Source organism: Acidobacteriota bacterium, from assembly GCA_026393755.1.
Classification (GTDB): domain Bacteria; phylum Acidobacteriota; class Vicinamibacteria; order Vicinamibacterales; family JAKQTR01; genus JBAXOX01.
Genome location: JAPKZO010000016.1, coordinates 53,174 through 72,813, shown reverse-complemented (window position 1 = coordinate 72,813; position 19,640 = coordinate 53,174). Strand labels below are relative to the sequence as shown.

Below are 19,640 nucleotides of genomic sequence, written 5' to 3'. Positions count from 1 at the left end.
ACCGAGGCCCAACGGCGTGCACTCGACCTGCTCAAAGCGATTGCGTAACGGCGTGTAGACAGAATCGCATCCCCGGCGCAGCACGTATCTGCTTCACCGGACAGGAGATCAGGCGCACTCACCAATGGAACTTCAGTCTAGATTCGCTCTTCACTCGCGTTAGCGTCATCAGGGGCCAGGCATCGCGCCTGGCCCTCGTCGTTTCGGGGAGCGCCGAGCGACGCGACGTCGGCCGGCGCCAGATGTCGGACCGGGTGCCCGCAACGCTGTGCGTTCCTGACATCGATCGGTTTCTTGGCGGCCTTTGGGCATGATCAACCGGTGTCCCTCCCACCAGGGCTTGGAGTCCCGGGTCTCCCATGGAACAATGCGGGGTCATGCGATTCCGTGTCGTGCTGCTCACGATCACCGCGTTGGCCGCCTCGGCGGCCGGCGCGTCGGCCCAATCGTCAGCCCCCCGTTCGTTTCAATTGCGAGCCGCCACGCTGACCACCCCGCCCGTCATCGATGGAGTCGTGAATGACGGCGAGTGGCGGGGCGCGGCCATCGCCACCGATTTCATCCAGTTTCAGCCTCAGCGCGGCCAGCGTGCTTCGACGAAGACGGTGGTATTCATTGCTCTGGATACCCGCTACATTTACGTGGCGTTCAGGTGTTGGGACGATCAGCCGCTTACCGCCAGACTGACGCAACGCGACGGGGATCTGCTCTCTGACGACTCGGTCGTGGTCGTACTCGACACCGCCGATGACCGGCAAACCGGTTACTACTTCTTCACCAATCCGCTTGGCACCCAGATGGACGGCCGCATCATTGACGATGGCCGGCAGACCGACAACACCTGGGATGGCCCGTGGCGGTCGGCTGCGAAACGCACCGACGTGGGGTGGTCGGCCGAGTTCGCGATTCCCCTCTCGACGGTGAAATACGCGGCGGGGAAGGACCGCGTCTGGGGTCTCAACCTTGGTCGTGAGCGTCGACGCACCCTGGAGTTCAGTTCGTGGGCCGGACCGCTCGACAGCCTGGCCCGCGTGTCGCAAGCCGGTCAATGGGCAGGCCTGGACCTGCCTGCGCCGCCACGGGCTCACCAGATCATCCCGTACGGTTTCACCCGCCTGCAGGAGCGCACGACGACGGACTGGCAAGCCGGCCTGGACGCGCGGTACAGCGTCACCCCACAGACCTCGGTCTACGGCACGCTCAACCCGGACTTCGCAACGATCGAAGCGGACGTCGAGCAGGTCAACCTGACCCGCTTCGAGGTGTCGCTGCCTGAGAAGCGGCAGTTCTTTCTGGAAGGCTCGGAGCTGTTCAAACAGCGGATTCGGACCTTCTACTCGCGCCGGATCGAGGACATCCTCGTCGGTGGAAAGGTCCTCGGCAAGCAGGGCCCCTGGACCACGACGTTCCTCACGACGTGGACCGACCCGATCACTGATCAGGGGCGAGCCAATGTCGCCGTTGGGAGGGTTCAGCGCGACGTCTTCGGACGGTCATCGGTGGCGCTGATGGTGGGCAACCGGCGCCTCGGTGGCCTGGACCAGGGGTCGGTCAGCTTCCACACGCACCTCTTTTTCTCGAAGCTGTTCGGCATGACCGCCCAGGTGGTCCAGCGTTGGGGCCCGTTTCGCAAGGGCACCGAGGCGTTCTACGTCCGGCCGTCGTACGATTCTCCGACGGGTCACTTCCACGTCCGATATACGCACTTGGGCAACCGGCTGCGCGAGAATCTGGATGCCGTGGGTCAGATCACAGATGACGACCGCCGCGAGATCGACTCGGCGGTCGAGAAGACGTTCTGGGTGCGAAGCGGCACGTTTGAGCAGATTCAATACGGCTCGAACTACAACATCTACTGGAGCCAGACCGGAGTCCTCCGGAGTTGGGAGATCGATCAGTCGGTCGGGGTGGAGTTCCGGAACCGGCTGAGTCCTGAGGCCAGCTACTCGGAGGAATTCAAACGGTTCGAGAAGGACTTCCGGAACCGCCGGGTGGGGGTGGACCTCGGCTACAACACCCGCGAATACAACTCCCTGCACGGGGGTGTCGAGTTCGGGCGCAACTTCGATGCGGACTTTCAGCTGTGGTCGGCCGGGGTGCGCAGGAAGATTACGGACCAGCTGTCGGCCGAGTATTCGCTCGAACGTCTCATCCTCACACCGGACCCCGGCGGCGAGAACACCTGGATCCACGTCATCCGCGCGAACCAGTCCTTTACCAAGGATCTCTTTCTGCGCGTCTTCTTCCAGACCAATTCGGCCATCGACCGCAGGAACCTGCAGGCGGTCTTCGTGTGGCGGTACCTGCCGCCGTTCGGAACGATCCAGGTGGCCTACCAGCGTGGCACGGCCGCCTTCGGCCAACGGTCAGCCCAGGGACATACCCTCTTCCTCAAGGCCACGACGGTGTTCTAGACGATGATCGATTCTCTCTCGCTTCCTGCGCTTGTCGTCTTCGATTTGGGCGGCACCACCATCAGAGATCGCGGGGAAGTTCCCGCCGCCTTCGCCGGCGCACTCGAGGCATCCGGCCTCACAGTCGATCCCGGCGCCGTTGCGACGTGGCGGGGTGCCTCCAAGCGAGAGGTCCTCAACCACCTGGTCGCCAATCAACGGCCGGCCCTGACCGACACCGAGCGCGACGCACTCGTGGCCGTCATGTATCGTCGGTTCTGCGCCACACTCACCGAACAACTGAGTCGCGCCCCGGACCTGGCGTTTCCCGATGCGCGAGTGACGTTTGAGCGGCTGCATGATGCGGGAATCCGCGTCGCGCTCAACTCCGGATTCGACCGGGCGATCGTGGACGTGATCCTCGCCGTGACGGGCTGGCCCGACGGCCTCGTCGATGCGGTCGCCTGCGGGGACGAGGTTCCTGCCGGGCGTCCGGCGCCGTTCATGATCTTTCGCGCGATGGAACGGACCGGCGTCGCCGACGTCGGGCGGGTGGCCGTGGTCGGGGACACGCGTCTCGATCTGGAAGCCGGGGCCAACGCTGGCGTGGCGTATCGAATCGGCGTGCTGACCGGAGCGCACGATCGGGCGACGCTCGAACGTGCCCCATTTACCCATTTGCTTGAGTCCGTGCGTATCGTTCCAGATCTCTGGCTCTGAACCCCAGAGAACACGGGGCTCCCGCGCCGAAGCCGCCCCGTTCGGGCGGATCAGTACCGCCAGGAGCACTGGAGCTTGACGAGGAGCTGATTCGAGTCGAGCCGCCAACGATCGGTGATGTCGTTCAGGTTGTGGTTATAGATGACAAACAGATCGCCCAACGGGTGAAACGTCCACCGCAGCCTCGTGTTTGTGCCGATCGTGCGGCTGTCGGTGTCGTACTGCACGAAGCTGCTGACCTGCAGGTTGGGCGAGACGTTGATTTGCGTTCGCGCGCCGACCAGGGTCTGATCAAATCGTCCCTCCCTCAATCGGCCGATGTCGTGTTCGCCCGAGAGACTGAACGTGAACAGGGCCGTCGGGTTCCATGAAGCCGTCAGCAGGATCTGATCCAGCTGCCCGTCGTAGAAGCTCCCGAACCACCACGTGGCCTGACCGCTCAGCTTGCGTTTGGCAGCCGATCCGGCTTCCAGCCGATAGCGCATGAAGTGGTACGGTCCGGCCGGAATCACCACGCCGTCAGCGATCTCGAACGGCGTGGAGAGTTGTTCGCCGGTTGGCCGGATGTTGATCTCAACGCGGTCGCCGCTCTCGAAACGCCAGTTCACCGGGGCCAGAAAGACACGGTAACTTTCCCACTCGCCGCGCAAGTCCGTCACCGCGACCACTTCAAACTCGTTGAACATCTGGCGGATGTGCCAGAAGCTCGGACGGGGATCGTATTCACCGACGAGGCTGAAACTATGCACGCCCGGTCGAGGCACGAAGCCCAGCGATGGTTGAAACGCGTCGCCAACCCGCATGTAGGTCAGCGAGACGTTCCACAGATCATTCGGATAGGCGAGTTTGACGCCCGCCGCCGTGCGGTCGTCTTTCGCGCCGGCCTGGCCCGTCGCCAGACCCCAGAGCCCGACCAGGAAGTTCTTGTCGCCGCGGAAGTGCGAGGTTTGATACGTGAAGTCGCCGCCCGCCAGCCAGCTTCCGCTTCTTCCGGTCGGATCGCCGAATGTCGCGATGGCGCCAACGGAGGATTCCCGGAAGATGTCCTGCTTGATCCGCACCGCTCCCATCGTCGAGCCTGGCGCCACGCCATCCACCGCCCCGGTGCGGGCGACCACCGCGCCAGCGCTGGTCTGTCCGACACGCCCATTCAGCTTGCCGGCGATCCTGATGGGCACTTGCTGATGGTCGACCAGCCCGATGGACCGGCTGAAGAACGGCACCACGTCGCTGCCGAGCCCGGCACCGAACTGGAAGATATCGGCCCCTTCCAGAAAGAACGCGCGCTTTTCCGGAAAGTAGAGCGAGAACCGCGTGAGGTTGGTCTGGCGCGTGTCGGCCTCGGTTTCGGCGAAGTCGGTGTTGACAGACGCTGAGGCGAGCAGATTGGCGCCGACGCGTTTGGTCACATCGAGGCTGGCGTGCCCGTCCCCGGACAGCGCGGAGTCAGGCGTGGGTTTGCCGCCGCCCGCGACCACGGAAGGCCGAACGGTCAGGCCCATCCCCAGATCGAAGTTCGGCAGGTTGGTCAGCAGACCTGCGCGACTCATCTGCGTGATCTTGTAGTCGCGGACCGGACTGGCCCATCGATCCGTTTCCTGCAGTCGTTGAACGCGGCGCTGGATGTTGAAATTCCAGGCGGTCAGCCCTGGCTTGAAGCCGAGCGTCTGAATTGGAATCCTGATTTCCGCAGTCCACCCCGTTTCGGTTTTCCTCGTCGCCGCCTCCCAGATCCCGTCCCAGTTGCTGTTGACATCTCCGCCGCCTGGATTGATCAGCGCGTCGTAGCGCGCCCCGCTCGGATTGACCCAGAAGGTGTAACCAGACCGGCCGTCCCGAAACGTGTCGAGGACGATTTCGATGTGGTCCTCCGAGCTCATCGAGCCGTCACGCTGCCTGGTGTAGCTGACGATCCCACGAGGATCGGGATCCTCACAGACGATCCCAAAGACGATGGCGCGGGGACTGGCGAGCACCTGCACTCGCGTGCGGCCCGTGGGAGTGGCCCCTTCCTTTGGCTCAGTCATCGTCAGGTTGTCGATGGCGGGCGCGTTCGTCCACGCGGGTTCGTTCAACACCCCGTCGAGGTGGAGGTCTGCCGGCAGCACACCGACCCGAAGCGACGGGGGAGTATCCGGTATCTGGGCGCGTGCGGGCATGGCACAGGCCCAGGCCGCGAGAAGGACGGCCCCGACTCGCGCGAGGCCGCTCAGGCGGACCCGACGCGAATGACTCGATCGGCCACACGACGGAACAAAGGGCGAACACGTTATCACGACAATACGGTCCGGGGCGATTGTTGATGCCGCCTACTTGACGGCAATCTGGAAGTCGTCGAAATACGTCACCGAATCAGCCTTGGTCCAGACCCCGATTGTGCCGGCACCGGCGAAGGTGGCGTCCTCGACGTCGTAGAGCGGCTCACTATTGTAATAGATCGGGAACAACGTGCCGTTCGCAACGACGCGGAGCGTGCTCCACTGGCCCGATTTCACCGGCGCGCTCATGCCGTAGGCGGATGGCGGCGTTCCCTTCGGCGCGGCGATGAGCCGCAGCGCGAATCGCGACACATCGATCATGGTGCAACAGATGCGACATCCGCCGCCGCCTTCAGCTCGAAGGGGCGTCAGGAAGCCCGAAGATCGACGCGCGTCCGGGCTCGCCCGTGGAGCGATCACTCCGATTGGAGCGCCGAGATCGGATCGAGGCGGGCCGCCTGATGAGCCGGGTAGAAGCCGAAAAAGATGCCGATCGCCGTTGAGACGCCGATAGAGATCGCGACGGCCTGCATCGACAGGTGCATGGGCCATCCAAGATAGCTGGCCAGCATTTGCGACCCGAGGTACCCGGCGAGCGTTCCAAGTCCGCCGCCGCCGACGGTCAGCACCAACGCCTCCACCAAGAATTGCCAGCGAATGTCCCGTCCTCTTGCACCGGTGGCCATCCGAATCCCGATTTCCCGCGTGCGCTCAGTGACCGAGACCAGCATGATGTTCATGATCCCGACACTTCCGACCAGCAGCGAGACGGCCGCAATGCCGGTCAGCAGCATCTCCATGGTCCGCGTTTGTTCCGCGATCAGTTCGGCGATCTCCGTGGGATGACGCAGATTGAAGTCGTCCGGCTGGCCCTCGGCGATGCGGTGACGAATACGGACGATCGAGATGATCTGGTTCTCGGCGTCGCGGACGACGGCGCCGGACGCCGCGGAACAGAGAATATCGTCGAGCCAGAACTGGCCTTTGATCCGCCTCTGGACCGTCGAGTACGGCATCAGGAACGTGTCATCGTTGTCACCTCCGGTCACGGTCGCGCCTTTGGGAGCAAGCACGCCGATCACCTTGCAGGGTTTGTCCTTCACCCGGATGATCTGCCCGATCGGATCTTCCTCGGGGAGAAACAGGCGCTCCATGACCGTTCGGCCGAGCACGCAGACGTTCGCCATCGTCGTGACGTCCAGGTCGGTGAACATCGCGCCCTGCACGACCTTCCAGTTCCGGATGCCCATGTACTCCGGCGTGACGCCGCGGACAGTAGTGCGCCAGTTCAGGCTGCCGCGTATCACCTGGAGACCCGTGTCGACCTGGGGCGACACGTACGTTACCAGCGGACAAAGCGCCCGGATAGCCACCATGTCCTCGTTGACGAGACTCCGCGTCCCGGCGCTTCCCGTTCGCGCGCCCTGCACATTGACGGATCCGGCCTCGACCCAGATGAGATTCACGCCGATCGCACTGGTCGCCTCCTTCACCCGGGCCGCCGCGCCCTCCCCGATGGCGACCGTGCAGATGACCGCAGCGACGCCGATGACGATGCCGAGGATCGACAGGGCCGTGCGCGCCTTGTTTCGACCGAGCGCGGTCAGCGCGATCCGGCTGATGAGAATGGGTCCCATGCGGTGTCTTCACTCTAACTGTTCGGTGGCCGGCTTGGCTGTAAGGAAGTATAGGTCCTCAACGACGGCGCTTCACCGGCGGCGGCTCCCGATCGCATTGGCCGACGCCGGCTGCAAACCGTGTTAACCCACACCTGAAAGACACTCGCGTAGGAAGTGTCGGACATCTTCGACGTGTGCGGCCCGCCGAATTGTCGTCGGAAGACTCCTTCCGAGTGCGTCGTCTGCCAAACAGGCGATCACGGGTTTTCGGTACCGGAGCGCCAGCGATGCTTCGGCGAGCGTTCCCTTTGAACCGGGCAACACCACGATCGCCGCGCAGGACAGCACGTTGATGTGATTCCGCGAGAGGCTGTCCTGGCCTCGTTCGCCACCGAGAGGGAGATGCGTGAAGATCGGCAGCTCGATGAATTCGTTGGGGTAGCCTTCCTTCGGTGTGCCGGGATCCGCCTCGCTACAGGGAATGATACCGATGCAGACACCCCGACCCCGTCGGGCTTGAACGAACGCGCGGCTGACCGCCTCCATGACGCCGCCTCCACCACCGGTCAGCAGGTTCACCTGAAGATCGGCGAGGAGTCGACCGATCTCGCCGGCGAGCGAGTCATGTGGATTCCGGCTTGAACCCATGACGCCGACCGTCTTGTCCGATAGCACCGGATTCACTGAGGTTCCTCTGACGTGTGGCACGGTCTACCGTTGAGGCTGACCGGCGAGCGGGCTGAGCCCGCGATTCCGGTTCAACCCCGGGTCAAGCACCAGGTGTGGTCTTCGGACGAATCTCTTTGAGACGAGATGACCATTGCCAGAGACCACCGACCACCTCGCGAGGGAGTCTCTGGGCGCTACCTGTGGCCTTGTTCGAATCGACGCGCGGTGGGATCGAGATGCCTGTACCGACCGAGAGGCTCTTCAGCCAGCTACAGCGCGAGTTGTGAAGGTGCGTCGCGATATTCCGCACCGTCCTGCGGGGTGAGCCTGGAAGGGCGGCGCCCCAGAGCGCCGCAGGAATCTGCTCGACAAGGAAGGTCGTGACGCGGTCGTTGATGCGCCACGCGTCGAGGAGCGGTTCGTGTTCTCGGTTCATATCCGTGCGAGACGATACGCCAGGTTCTGTCGCCTAACGGTTTCGAATGAGCCGCGCGACTCGGCGACATGGTGGCACAAGACGATTGGTGCGTCGGCTCCATTTGAATGTTAAGCCGGTAAGAACCGCGCACTCCTGACCCACTTCCTCGCCTCAATCATCGTCTCGCTTCGAAACCCTGTGCCGCCCACACTCTCGTACTCGACGACGACCAAGGCTGGGTCTTGAAGAGCCTTCACTGGATGACCGGTGTCGAAGCGGCCGCCGCACTCGATGGGTGCGCCAGTCGTGAAGTCGCGGTCTTCAGTAGAAGCGACAGGCCCAATCCAAAACCTCACGTTGATGGCGCGCGTTGTCCCGATATTCACCAGGACAACGGTGTTCAGGCCGTCGATTGATGTGGAGACTGATTCGAACAGGGCCATCGTCGATTGATCGGGCAACTGAAGGACCGAGACGCAGGGCCGAGGTGTTTGATCGACTGCACACTTCGCGAGCGTTGCGGTGTCCTTGGCATAGCCAATGAGAACCCAAAGACTTCCTAACAGGGCGAACAGCGTGAGCCCAGCGATCAAAACCGACCATAGCTCGTAGGTATTCATCTGGCGCCACGGCCTTCGCGAATCGTGCATGTCACCGAAGTCATTCGAGCATTCTCCGAACGACGACTATGGACGATCTCGTTCAGAACACCACGCGTGTCGGCTTACCGTTGCGGGACCAAAACGCCACCAGCTGGATAAGCCGCTCGCAGGGCCGCCTTGACAAGGTCCGCCGCCGGCTGATTGAGCGATTGAGGATTGTCTCTCAGAAACTTCGCGACGATCGCGCACGCTTGGTCATGGGTCAGGGCGTCCGGTGTCCTAATCTGTCGGCCTTCAGCATCTAGAACACCGGCGACGTACCCCTGGAAGTACGAGATGGACGAGAGGTCGCCCGGTCGATCGCCTCTGGCGTACTTCTCCCATTGCACCACATTCTTCAAGATTGTATTGCCCGTCTTGAAGTACTGCACAGGCTGTCCCTGGGCCAGTGCGATCCCTAACAAGGCAACCGCAATCAGCTTCATGCCAGTTCTCCTCTTGCGATGAAACGGCCTAACGCGAGCGCTTGCCCGCTGGCGCTGACGATATCACCGACGCCGGTCGGGTAGAGCACCTTGTTCGGAATTGATGTCCTGGCCGTTCTGGCCCTGGCGACAACTTCCAGCCGCGTGCCGCCGACGGAGCATTCGCCACGTCCGCGGCCCCGCCGAACTGATCGAGGCGCGTCATGTCGTTCGCCACGGCCCGCCCCCAGGCGGCCGTCCGAACAGATGCCGGTCTTTCGGTCCTTCGCTTTTCTTCCGCCCAACGCCTGCGGCTCAACCGCGGCGGCCCCTCATGATCTTCCGAACCAGCCCGATCCTCGCGCGGCCGCCGTCGGGCGCAGCCGCTGTTAGACAGCCCGCACACCTACGATACATCGCTCAAGGCCAAACGACGTGCCGAGAAGTGCCCCACTAACCTCAAAAGGATCATGCTTGCTCCATGGCCACGCGAGTGAATCTGCACACCTGGCAAGCGACGCTGACGGTGGCAATAGGTGGACGAACAAATCGCCATGTTTTGATTTTCGACCACGGGCATCTTGTTTGATCCCACGGAGCGCATCGTAAAGTTCTCGATCCGCGGCCAATACGAAAGCGTCCACTGCCGACATACTGACTCGCCTCACGTCGTCGAACAGATTCTCCGAGAAGAGGGCACTCTGCGAACCAAAGGTGGATCGTACTTGGAGCTCCAGGACAAGGCGACAAGGCCGCCAGATCCGAAGATCCGGCGACATCCTGGTGCGAGTGGAGTCAGAATGCGCGGGAATTGTTGGGCGAGATTCAACTTCAGAACCAACGCGGCCGTCCTTCAACGACAGGACGCGACCTTGCCCCTTCGCGTTGGCCGATTCCATTATTGAGTAGCCCGCCCGCAGGAGTGCATCGGCGGCAACGACCTTGAGATGTCCTTCGAGTAGATTGCCCAAAGGGCTGCGAAGGCATTCTTCTGCACAAGCGCTGAGAACGACTCCAAGCGCCGAGAGTTGAGCTTGATCAAGGCCCATAGGAAACTTCCGAGAGTGGCTGTCTAGCAATAAGCCGCGCCGGCACAAGCGATTCTATGCCCAGCCGGTGTCGGCTTCATTGCGGGGTTAGACCGCCTGGAGCTCGAAATGAAATGTCGATCGAGACCTCGTCTCGACTCCGAGTGTACGGCCGAGGCTGAAAGGACGCCGGTGTCGCCTCGGCCCACTCGATGTCCTCGATGAGGTAGAGGTGCCATCCGTCAATCTGAAAGTCGCTGACGACGTCCGGTTCGTCCTGTTCGACAGGTCGATAGCACCGCAAGCGGAAACCCTCCTTCGACCGGCGAAATGCATATGGCTCGACGTTCGTCCGCCACGGATTCCCCTCCACGTCGGTAAGGTACTTGATTGATGCAATCCGAAGATTCCGGATGCACCAATTGAGAACCTCCAACACGCACTCGGGCTGAGACGGTCGGTCCGGCAAGGAGAGGCCTAGGCGCGCGACCTGATCGACGAGGGCTTGCTCAGCTGAAGGGTACGGTAACTCGATGCACTCGTCCACATCAGTGGCCTCCGCCTCCATCATCTCGAGAACGGTGGCGCGATCGAGTGCGCGCACAGTTCGGCTTCGTTTTCGGTTCGTGGACTTGCCGCGCCCTGTCACTTGGAATGTAGGCATGTGGTTTGTCGGTCTAGCCCGGCTTTAGCCGCGGCGGCTCGTCGCCGCGGCAGCTGCCGTCGGCTGCAAGCCCGTGTTCGGCGGTTCATTTCATGCTAATGCCTGAGTGATCTTCGACCAAGACTCTCTGTGCTGAAGAACGTCCTTCACTTCGACTCCGATCCCGCGGCATGGCCTCCCGCCTTTCACCTGCGTCGTCCAGATCGGGCAGTTGTCCGAATCAAGTTCGATCTTCTTATCTGGTCGGTTCTGTATCTCCCTCTTGACAAAAGCAATCCAGTCATCCGCCGTCAGGATGTAGAAGTCTGGCCGATCCGTTTCTGCCTTGCCAGCGAAGTCAACGAGCACCAGGATCGAATTGCGGTCCCCAATCCCCTTGCAGTTGGGCCATTGTCTGGACTGCTATCCTTTGGCCTCACTCCGGATGGGTCTCTCGTTGCTTCCGAAGATCAGTAGGTCCGTGCGCTTCAGGTGGCCAAACGTCGGCTGGGCGTAGCTGTTCCTTCTGCACAGTTCGCTTGCGACAGCGAACTCCGCCGCGACGTCGACCATCTCACGATCTGTCTTCAATGTCTTTAACCGCCGAAGCTGCTACCCGGCGCCACGTCCTGTTGTTCGTGGCAATCGTGTCGTCTATTCCACAGAACGCCGCAATTCACGGGCGACGAAGCCGTACCGTGTATTCGCTGGTTCGGGCCTTCTATTTTCTCAGCAACATGAGATCAAAGAGATCGGTGCCAGCGGCCGCCTTGACCACTGTGCGCTTCTCGACCATTTCTGAAAGAACATCCTTCAGCCGGTGGATCGTGATGCCGGCTTGTCTCAACAGGTCGAGTTCGTCTTCGTGCTTGACTATCCCGACCACAAGTTCCTTTGTCCAAGAACCCGAACAAAGCGAATTCCTCACTTCAACTTTGCGGGGCTGGTTAAACTTGGCCTCGGCCCATTCGCGTACGCCCAGTGTCAGTTGTTCCACGTCTCTCTTCTTCGCGTTGTGAGGGCCGATGCCCGTCTCTTTCCTGATGGCCGAAGGCACCTTTGTGATGTACGAGATGGGGTTGATGGAAAGCTGCACCTCGATATGTCTGCACTCGTGACTTCCGTCGGGGAGTGGCCGGATCGCCAGTATGTCGATTTCATCGACTCCGAGCCTGATTCCCCGGATGGTGAAGTAACCGTTCCGGTTCAGCCACTCCTCCACGACTTCTTCACCGAGTAGAGACATGATTCTCCATCTTCATGCTGCCCGAACGTCAGCCGCTCAGCCGCGAGCGGCGTCCGCAATTCTCACACGGTCTCAACGATGCACGCCGCTCGTCGGCTGCAGCGGCCTGTTAGCCGGGCACCATTCAGTCCAAGCGTTCCGGGCTATCGGAATCGACTGGCCAAGGATTCCACACCGCCCTCCCCATCCAGGCCCATCGCTGGTGGCCACTCGAACTCGATGGTCGGCGGCCACAATTGGAGGGCGGTTCGAGGCCAGGGCTCCAGGTTGCCGCCGTCGATCGTAATCACGGCATTCAGAGGCACTGCAACCGACGGACGAACTGTAATCACCTGCAGGGCGAGTGTGCCGATGGCCAGCGTCGTAACGTGGCCGTGTACTCCTGACCTAGACAGATCGGCACTCTCGAACATGTTGTTTGCTGCCGAGTACGCTCCGGGGAGGTTCATGCAGCGCGAGGCCCAGAAAGCCGTGTAGCCAGCCGGTATGTGTCCTGAGCGGACGACGGCCCGTTCTTCACGAGTGTAGAACCATCCGCGGCCGCCCACTGCTTCGAATACCATTGCGGTTTTGAGAGTCCATCGGGCGGCTATTTCTCGCTGGTTTCCGCTGAACGTGACTGGAGTGTCCGACAGCAGCGCTTGGATGATCGGTTTCGCTTGATTCTCAAGATTGCTCATCCAACCGTTGTTGCACGACTCGCACGCGAACCTAGCTTTCGCAAAGTGACCGTATTGTCGCCACTCGGCATGTCCCGTCTCCTTGCGATGGGACTCCACCATGACACCAGCAGAGGCCGGAAACATGCGGACCAACCAAAGCGGCCAGGCGTCCTCCTTCGACGACGCTGGCCGATCGCAAAACATGCACTCCCGTGTTTCGTTCTTCTTCACCTGTCGGCCCGTCCGGCTAACGTCTGCGATTCACGCGCGGCCGCGTAGCGCCAGGGTGCATCGGCCATCTGGTGTCGCCGCTTGTTAACCGGCTATCCATCCGGGACTAGGTAATTGGCCATCTCTCGAGCGGTCTGGGTGAACGTCACTACGCCAACGAACAGAGCAGCTGCCATTCGCTGGTCCGAGACGTGCGCGACATCCAATCGTCGACTGAGCAGACCGGACCACTCGGTCGGGACGGCCTTGGCGTACAGTGGAATCGACGACGACAGGTGAAGCTGTGCCTCCGATCGCGAGCTGTACCCGAGACTGCGCCAGAGGTCCTGGGTCCCTTCTGGCCCTGCAACGTAGACGCTGACGACTTCATCGACGTTGGACGCGTCGATCACGCCAGCGTGAACATGCGCGGCCGTCAAGACGATCAACATTTCCTTCAGGACTGTCTTCTCAAGATGCACCCGCCATTGCGGACGGAAACGTTGGATGATCTCGCCGTGCCTCGGCCGCCTAGGAAACCCCAAGTCCTGCCATGGCCCATCACTTACGACGGTGCTGAGTATTCTCGCCGCTACTTGACGCGGTCCGTTCATTTCGATCCCGTCTATTCCCGGTGTCGGTTCGGCTAACATCCAATAGGCGGAAGGCGACCTTTTGCCCTTCGCACGCGGTGCCCGCCGTCTCCGCCGTCTGCCATAGACGGCTGCCTCGGGGGATTGTCCTTACCGCATCGGAGAGAAGCAAGTACTTCTTCGGTTTCCGCGGTTAGCTGGCCGACGGCAAATGCACGTTCTGATGGCAGCTGAAGTTGTTGGTCAGTCATGTCAAGAGCAGCGACATCGTCTCCGAAACAGCAGTGAGGGTGTTCGCTGATCAGCAACAAATTTGTCTCCTGATCGCCAGCCGCATCCTCCCCCTTGCACCGGTTTGTCGGGCGCGCTATAGTCTGCAAGGCGAACATAAAGCGAAACGCGGGATGAGCGCCTGGAGGTCACAATGCCTGCTGCCTGCCGTGCTGATGTGGAAACGTTGCTGCGGAACAAGAAACTTGATCGGACGCTGGTGCCGATGGGCAGCGCCGGAACGCCATCTGCCGGATTACAGGAGACGGCGAAAACAGGTTTATTCGAGCTGGATCAACAACTTGGAGGCGGCCTCCCGTTGGGGCAGATGTCCGAAATTGTCGGATCGCGTTCCTCGGGCCGCACCAGCCTGCTGATGACGATTCTAGCGGCGGCGACATCCAGAGGCGAGATGGTCGCGCTTGTCGATGCCTTTGATTTGTTCGATTCGGAGTCGGCGGCGGCCGCCGGGGTCGATTTGCAGCGAATGCTCTGGGTGCGCGGTGATCCGTCGGCGCCGGCCTTTCCGCACATGGCCAACCGCCAAGCCGGAGCGGATCGCACCATCACGCGGGCGTTGAAGGCCACCAATCTGATCCTGCAATCAGGCGTATTTGGCGTGATGGCCCTGGATCTGGCCGATGCGCCTCCTCAAGCGCTGCGGCGTGTGCCCATGACGACGTGGCTGCGATTCCAACGCGTGCTGGAAGGGCAGGAAACCGTGGGAGTGATTGTCGGCAGTGCGCCGATGAGCCGGAGCGCGGGCGGGGTGAGTATCTCGCTGCACCCTCGGGACTTTGGGCGCGTGTTGCGCGGGCTCGACAGCGACGTGCGGACCGCACGCGCGCGACTGGTTCCGGGCGCAGACGCCTTGCCGGTGCGCCTGCGGGCCAGCGCCTGAGAAGAACCACCCATGTTTGCGTGTCTCTACAAGCCGGACCAACCTTGCGGCAATAGGGTCAGGCCTCATTGTTCGCTCGACGCAGAGAGAACGGGGTCAGACCCCATTTCCGGAACGCGCTTGCTGGATGTGGCACGTCTGTTTTCGCCGCGCGTGGACGCGCGCTCCGAGACGGTGATCACGCTGGAGGTGAATGGACTCACACGATTGTTCGGTGACGACAAGGCGGTTGCCGATCAACTGTGCCGCGCGGCGGCCGACGCTGGGCTTGGCCCGGTGCACGTGGGTGTTGCGGCGACGCGCACGACGGCCATTCTGTGTGCCGCGGCCCGCGCTGGTGTGACCGTGGTGCCGGCGGGCGAAGAAGCCGCGGTCCTGGCGCCGTTGCCGCTCCGCATGCTCGAGGTGTTTCTTCCAATCCCCGCATCCCGCTCGCCACGCCGAAGCCCGGCGACGCTCGAAGAGCGAAGTCTGGCGAAGGCGGGGAATCCCTCCATCCTGTCCGTCCTGTCCCGCTGGGGCGTTCGCACGCTTGGTCAACTCGCCGCGCTGCCCGCCATCGAACTGTCCGGGCGCATCGGGCAGGAAGGGCTGAGGTGGCGCGCGCTGGCGCGCGGCGAAGACATCGGCCCGCTGGTGCCCACGCGGGAAGACGAGTCGTTTGACGCGACGACCGAACTGGAATGGCCCATCGAGGGACTCGAGCCGCTGTCGTTCGTGCTTGGCGGCGTGCTCGATCCGCTCTGCCAGCGGCTCGAACGGCGCGATCGCGGAGCGGCCGTGCTGCACCTCCATCTGCGGCTCGTCACCAAAGACACGCACACCCGCACCCTGCAGTTGCCCGGCGCCATGCGTGACGCGAAGGTGCTGCGCACGCTGCTGCTGCTGGATCTCGAATCGCACCAGCCACCGGCCGGCGTCGACCGCGTGACGGTGGTCATCGACCCGACCCCCGGCCGCATCGTGCAGGAGTCGCTGCTCACGCGGGCGCTGCCGGCGCCCGAACAGGTATCGACGCTGCTGGCGCGTCTTGGCGCACTGATGGGCGACACGCGATGCGGATCGCCAGCGCTGGTCGATTCCCATCGGCCCGGCGCGTTTGCGATGGTGCCGTTCCGCGTGCCTGAAACTCGAACCCCGCTCGTCGCGCCGCAAGTAGGGGCACGGCATGCCGTGCCCCTACGGCGTTCTCTGGGATCACCACGCCCCCCGACCGCCTGCCTCCGTCGCTTTCGCTTTCCCATTCCGGCGCGCGTGCTGATTGATCACAACCGCCCCATCGTGGTCAACACCGATCGGCCGGGATTGTCTGGCGGCCGCGTGCACGCCTGCGCCGGACCCTGGCGCACGTCGGGCGAGTGGTGGAAGACGACGAAGACGCAGGGCGCCTCAGGTGTGGAGGCGCTGCGCGGGCTGGCCGGCTGGAACCGTGATGAGTGGGACGTGGCGCTCGGCGACGGCGGCCTCTACCGCATCTTCGAAGACCGCGACAGCGGACGGTGGTTTGTAGAGGCGGTGGTGGATTGATGTACACCGAACTCCACGCGTCCTCCGCCTTCAGCTTTCTCGAAGCCGCCTCGCTGCCGGAGACGCTCGTCGAGCGGGCGGCGGCGCTGGGATATTCCGCGCTCGCGCTCATCGATCGCGATGGCGTGTACGGTGCGCCGCGCTTCCACAAAGCCGCCCGTGCCGCCGGCATCAAGCCCATCATCGGCTGCGAGTCGACGATGACCGCCGCCACGCGGAAGCCGCAGGCGGAGGCCGTCCGACCTCCGAATCCCCGGTCCCTAACCCCGCTTGCCCCGCCGAAGCCCGACGACGCTCGAAGAGCGGAGTCGGGCGAAGGCGGGTGGTGCCTGCCTGTCCTGGTCGAAACCCGCGAGGGATATCAGCACCTGTGCCGTCTGATCACCCGGATGAAGCTCCGATCGCCAAAAGGCGAAGGCGCGCTCACGCTCGACGACCTCGACGGCCACACCGGCGGCCTGGTGGCGATCGTGGGCCGCGAGGCGCTGGCGGCCGGTCGTCATGGCGTGGGCGGTCTGGTCGATCGGATCACGGGCCTGTTCGGGCGTGCGAACGTGGCCGTCGAGCTCCAGCGTCATTTTCTGCGCGACGAAGAGACCGCCAACCAGATGTTGCGCGGGCTGGCCTCGGCGTTTCACGTGCCGCTCATCGTGTCGAACGGCGTGCGCTTTGCCGATCCGGTCGAGCGCCCGCTCTATGACGTGCTCACCTGCATCCGTCACAAAACGACGATCGAACAGGCGGGGCGGAAGCTGGCACGGAATGCCGAGCGGTATCTCAAGCCGCCGGCCGAGATGGCGGCGCTGTTCGGTGACGCTCCCGCGGCACTGGCCGCCACGTGCGCCCTGGCCGATCGCCTCCAGTATTCGATGGCCGATCTTGGTTATCATTTTCCTGATTTTCCGGTGCCGGCGGGCGAGACGGCCAGTTCGTTTCTGCGCGCCATCACGCTGGTGGGCGCTCGCGAGCGCTATCGGCCGTTCGACGACAAGGCCCGCGCGCAAGTCAACCGCGAGCTCGATCTGATCGAGAAACTCGATCTCGCCGGCTACTTCCTGATCGTCTGGGACATCGTCAACTTCTGTCGCGAGCAGCAGATTCTCGTGCAGGGACGCGGCTCGGCGGCCAACAGCGCCGTCTGCTACAGCCTGGGCATTACGGCGGTGGACCCGGTGGGGATGGACCTGCTGTTCGAGCGCTTCCTGTCGGAGGAGCGCGGCGAGTGGCCGGATATCGATCTGGATCTGCCAAGCGGCGATCGGCGCGAGCGCGTCATCCAGCATGTCTACGAGAAGTACGGCCGTCATGGCGCGGCCATGACGGCCAACGTCATCACGTATCGCGATCGCAGCGCCACGCGCGAAGTGGGGAAGGTGCTGGGGTTCGAACCGGCACAACTGGATCGCCTGTCGAAACTGCTCGGGCGCTTCGAGTTCAGCGAAACGGATGAGCACGCGGCGCTGCTGCGCGATCTGCGGGCCGCCGGCCTCGATCCCGCGCAGCCGAAGATCGCGTTGTTTGTGGATCTGTGGCGGCGCATCCAGGATCTGCCGCGTCACCTGGGCCAGCACTCGGGAGGCATGGTGATCGCGCGCGGCCGGCTCGATGACGTGGTGCCGCTCGAGAACGCAAGCATGCCGGGGCGGGTGGTGGTGCAGTGGGACAAGGACGACTGCGCCGACATGGGGATCGTCAAGATCGATCTGCTGGGGCTGGGCATGATGGCCGCGCTGCAGGACGCGTTCGGCATTATCAATCAGCCTTCGCCCGTCCCGCCTTCGCCTTCGGCGGAATCCAATAGCTTCCCGACTTCGCTCGTTGAGCTTCGTCGAGGTCTCGCCGTAGCGCTACGCGCGGAGGCGGACGGCGTGGCAGGCCAGCGGCTCGAGATGTGGAACATCCCGCCTGACGACCGGGGGGTGTACGAGATGCTCCAGCGCGCCGACACGGTGGGCGTGTTCCAGGTGGAGTCGCGCGCGCAGATGGCCACGCTGCCGCGCCTCAAGCCGGCGAAATTCTACGACCTCGTCGTCGAGGTGGCGCTCATCCGGCCCGGGCCGATCGTCGGCCAGATGGTGCATCCGTACCTCGACAGGCGGGCGGGCCGGGCCGATGTCGTGTACCCGCATCCGTCGCTCGAGCCCATCCTGGCGCGCACGCTGGGCGTGCCGCTCTTCCAGCAGCAGTTGCTGCGGATCGCGATGGTGGCGGCGGGGTTCACCGCCGGCCAGGCCGAAGAGTTGCGGCGGGCCATGGGATTCAAGCGATCCGAGAAGCGGATGAAGGCCATCGAGGGGCAGCTTCGCGCGGGCATGGCGCGGCAGGGCATCACGGGGGAAGCGGCCGATGGGATCGTGAAATCGATCGCGTCGTTTGCGTTGTACGGATTCCCCGAATCACATGCGGCCAGTTTCGCGCTGATCGTATATGCGAGCGCGTACCTCAAGGCGCACTTCCCGGCGGCCTTCTATGCGGCCCTGCTCAACAATCAGCCGATGGGGTTCTACCACCCGGCGACGCTGGTGAAAGATGCGCAGCGGCACGGCGTGCGGTTTGCGCCGGTGGACGTGCAGCATTCGCGCTGGGAGTGCGAGGTGGAAGAGGACGGCACCATCCGGATTGGACTGCGGTATGTCGCGGGGCTCCGCCGGCACGTGGGCGAGGCGATCGAGGGGGCGATGGTCCCGCCGCCTTCGGTGCGGTTCCGCTCGCTCGAGGATTGTGTCAGGCGCACGGGCGCGAACAAGGAGGAACTGGCCGTGCTGGCCGAAATCGGGGCGCTCAACGCATTCGGCTATCACCGGCGCGAGGCGCTGTGGCAGATCGAAAAGGCCGTGCGGCCGGCGGGGGAGTTGTACGAGGAGGATCTTGAGCAAGGAGCGAGTGACGTAGGGGCGCGATTCATCGCGCCCGAACAGAAGCAGGAAGCAGGAAGCACGGAGCAAGAAGACGGTCCATGCCCGCTTCTCCCCATGTCCCTCACCGAGCGCCTCGTGGCCGACTATGGCGGCACGCGCCTGACCATCGGCCCGCATCCGATGGCTCTGCGGCGTCGCGAACTGGCGGTGCGCGGCGTCCTGCGCGCCGTCGATCTGCCGCGCGAACGCCAGGGCCGCCGCATCCGCGTGGCCGGCACGGTCATCACCCGGCAGCGGCCGGGAACGGCGAAGGGATTCGTCTTCCTCACGCTCGAGGATGAAACAGGCATCTCGAACATCATTGTGCGGCCAGACCTGTTCGCACGGGATCGGCTGGCGATTCTGGAAGAGCCGTTTCTGCTCATCGAGGGATGGCTCCAGAACCAGGAAGGCGTGACGTCGGTGCGCGCCGAACGCGTGGAAGGCATCGCGGGCGTGCCCATCGACGTCGATTCGCACGACTTCTACTAAACCCGCGTGCTTGACACGCCGCGACAGC

14 protein-coding genes are annotated in these 19,640 nt (G+C 63.3%); 5 read left to right on the top strand and 9 right to left on the bottom strand.

Annotated elements, in window-relative coordinates; all coding sequences use genetic code 11:
- Positions 1 to 377: 377 nt before the first annotated feature.
- Entirely contained in the window at positions 378 to 2,414 is a 2,037-nt protein-coding gene (locus NTV05_05690; GenBank protein MCX6543889.1) for a DUF5916 domain-containing protein, read from the top strand.
- Between the two features lie 3 nt (positions 2,415 to 2,417).
- The gene (locus NTV05_05685; GenBank protein ID MCX6543888.1) at positions 2,418 to 3,113 is read left to right on the top strand and encodes an HAD family hydrolase; all 696 of its coding nucleotides are present in this window, start codon (positions 2,418 to 2,420) and stop codon (positions 3,111 to 3,113) included.
- Positions 3,114 to 3,163: 50 nt separating this feature from the next.
- Here the strand turns inward: NTV05_05685 and NTV05_05680 are convergent, their stop codons facing one another.
- From NTV05_05680 to NTV05_05640, 9 genes are all read right to left on the bottom strand, one after another.
- Positions 3,164 to 5,272 (bottom strand): DUF5916 domain-containing protein, encoded by a 2,109-nt coding sequence (locus tag NTV05_05680; protein ID MCX6543887.1) that lies wholly within the window; start codon positions 5,270 to 5,272, stop codon positions 3,164 to 3,166.
- 150 nt (positions 5,273 to 5,422) lie between these two features.
- Complete coding sequence (locus tag NTV05_05675) at positions 5,423 to 5,692, bottom strand: hypothetical protein (GenBank protein ID MCX6543886.1); 270 nt, start codon at positions 5,690 to 5,692, stop codon at positions 5,423 to 5,425.
- Positions 5,693 to 5,787: 95 nt separating this feature from the next.
- Positions 5,788 to 7,008 carry an ABC transporter permease gene (locus NTV05_05670; protein ID MCX6543885.1) on the bottom strand — a complete coding sequence of 407 codons (1,221 nt, stop codon included), beginning with the start codon at positions 7,006 to 7,008 and terminating at the stop codon, positions 5,788 to 5,790.
- Between the two features lie 123 nt (positions 7,009 to 7,131).
- The gene (locus NTV05_05665) at positions 7,132 to 7,674 is read right to left on the bottom strand and encodes a molybdenum cofactor carrier protein (protein MCX6543884.1); all 543 of its coding nucleotides are present in this window, start codon (positions 7,672 to 7,674) and stop codon (positions 7,132 to 7,134) included.
- Positions 7,675 to 8,205: 531 nt separating this feature from the next.
- Positions 8,206 to 8,697, bottom strand: coding sequence for a hypothetical protein (locus NTV05_05660; GenBank protein MCX6543883.1), 492 nt, complete (start codon positions 8,695 to 8,697; stop codon positions 8,206 to 8,208).
- A 104-nt stretch (positions 8,698 to 8,801) separates the two neighbouring features.
- A complete protein-coding gene (locus tag NTV05_05655; protein ID MCX6543882.1) occupies positions 8,802 to 9,164 on the bottom strand; it encodes a Rap1a/Tai family immunity protein in 363 nt (120 codons plus the stop codon).
- Positions 9,165 to 11,535: 2,371 nt separating this feature from the next.
- Positions 11,536 to 12,060, bottom strand: coding sequence for a hypothetical protein (locus tag NTV05_05650; protein MCX6543881.1), 525 nt, complete (start codon positions 12,058 to 12,060; stop codon positions 11,536 to 11,538).
- Between the two features lie 143 nt (positions 12,061 to 12,203).
- Positions 12,204 to 12,953 carry a hypothetical protein gene (locus NTV05_05645; GenBank protein MCX6543880.1) on the bottom strand — a complete coding sequence of 250 codons (750 nt, stop codon included), beginning with the start codon at positions 12,951 to 12,953 and terminating at the stop codon, positions 12,204 to 12,206.
- A 92-nt stretch (positions 12,954 to 13,045) separates the two neighbouring features.
- Positions 13,046 to 13,384: a hypothetical protein gene (locus NTV05_05640; protein ID MCX6543879.1), complete on the bottom strand. Its 339-nt coding sequence runs from the start codon at positions 13,382 to 13,384 to the stop codon at positions 13,046 to 13,048.
- A 565-nt stretch (positions 13,385 to 13,949) separates the two neighbouring features.
- On the opposite strand from NTV05_05640, the gene NTV05_05635 reads away from it, so the two are divergent.
- From NTV05_05635 to NTV05_05625, 3 genes are all read left to right on the top strand, one after another.
- Positions 13,950 to 14,696 carry a hypothetical protein gene (locus NTV05_05635; protein MCX6543878.1) on the top strand — a complete coding sequence of 249 codons (747 nt, stop codon included), beginning with the start codon at positions 13,950 to 13,952 and terminating at the stop codon, positions 14,694 to 14,696.
- A 129-nt stretch (positions 14,697 to 14,825) separates the two neighbouring features.
- Positions 14,826 to 16,223: a hypothetical protein gene (locus tag NTV05_05630; protein MCX6543877.1), complete on the top strand. Its 1,398-nt coding sequence runs from the start codon at positions 14,826 to 14,828 to the stop codon at positions 16,221 to 16,223.
- Positions 16,223 to 19,612 carry an error-prone DNA polymerase gene (locus NTV05_05625; GenBank protein ID MCX6543876.1) on the top strand — a complete coding sequence of 1,130 codons (3,390 nt, stop codon included), beginning with the start codon at positions 16,223 to 16,225 and terminating at the stop codon, positions 19,610 to 19,612. The genes NTV05_05630 and NTV05_05625 overlap by 1 nt, the downstream gene beginning before the upstream one ends.
- The last annotated feature ends 28 nt before the right edge of the window (positions 19,613 to 19,640 follow it).

What these genes read in the sequence shown, in the direction of transcription:
- NTV05_05690 (MCX6543889.1), top strand. Translation starts at nt 378, where the DNA reads ATGCGATTCCGTGTCGTGCTGCTCACGATCACCGCGTTGGCCGCCTCG.
- NTV05_05685 (MCX6543888.1), top strand. Translation starts at nt 2,418, where the DNA reads ATGATCGATTCTCTCTCGCTTCCTGCGCTTGTCGTCTTCGATTTGGGC.
- NTV05_05680 (MCX6543887.1), bottom strand. Translation starts at nt 5,272, where the DNA reads ATGCCCGCACGCGCCCAGATACCGGATACTCCCCCGTCGCTTCGGGTC.
- NTV05_05675 (MCX6543886.1), bottom strand. Translation starts at nt 5,692, where the DNA reads ATGATCGATGTGTCGCGATTCGCGCTGCGGCTCATCGCCGCGCCGAAG.
- NTV05_05670 (MCX6543885.1), bottom strand. Translation starts at nt 7,008, where the DNA reads ATGGGACCCATTCTCATCAGCCGGATCGCGCTGACCGCGCTCGGTCGA.
- NTV05_05660 (MCX6543883.1), bottom strand. Translation starts at nt 8,697, where the DNA reads ATGAATACCTACGAGCTATGGTCGGTTTTGATCGCTGGGCTCACGCTG.
- NTV05_05655 (MCX6543882.1), bottom strand. Translation starts at nt 9,164, where the DNA reads ATGAAGCTGATTGCGGTTGCCTTGTTAGGGATCGCACTGGCCCAGGGA.
- NTV05_05650 (MCX6543881.1), bottom strand. Translation starts at nt 12,060, where the DNA reads ATGTCTCTACTCGGTGAAGAAGTCGTGGAGGAGTGGCTGAACCGGAAC.
- NTV05_05640 (MCX6543879.1), bottom strand. Translation starts at nt 13,384, where the DNA reads ATGTTGATCGTCTTGACGGCCGCGCATGTTCACGCTGGCGTGATCGAC.
- NTV05_05635 (MCX6543878.1), top strand. Translation starts at nt 13,950, where the DNA reads ATGCCTGCTGCCTGCCGTGCTGATGTGGAAACGTTGCTGCGGAACAAG.
- NTV05_05625 (MCX6543876.1), top strand. Translation starts at nt 16,223, where the DNA reads ATGTACACCGAACTCCACGCGTCCTCCGCCTTCAGCTTTCTCGAAGCC.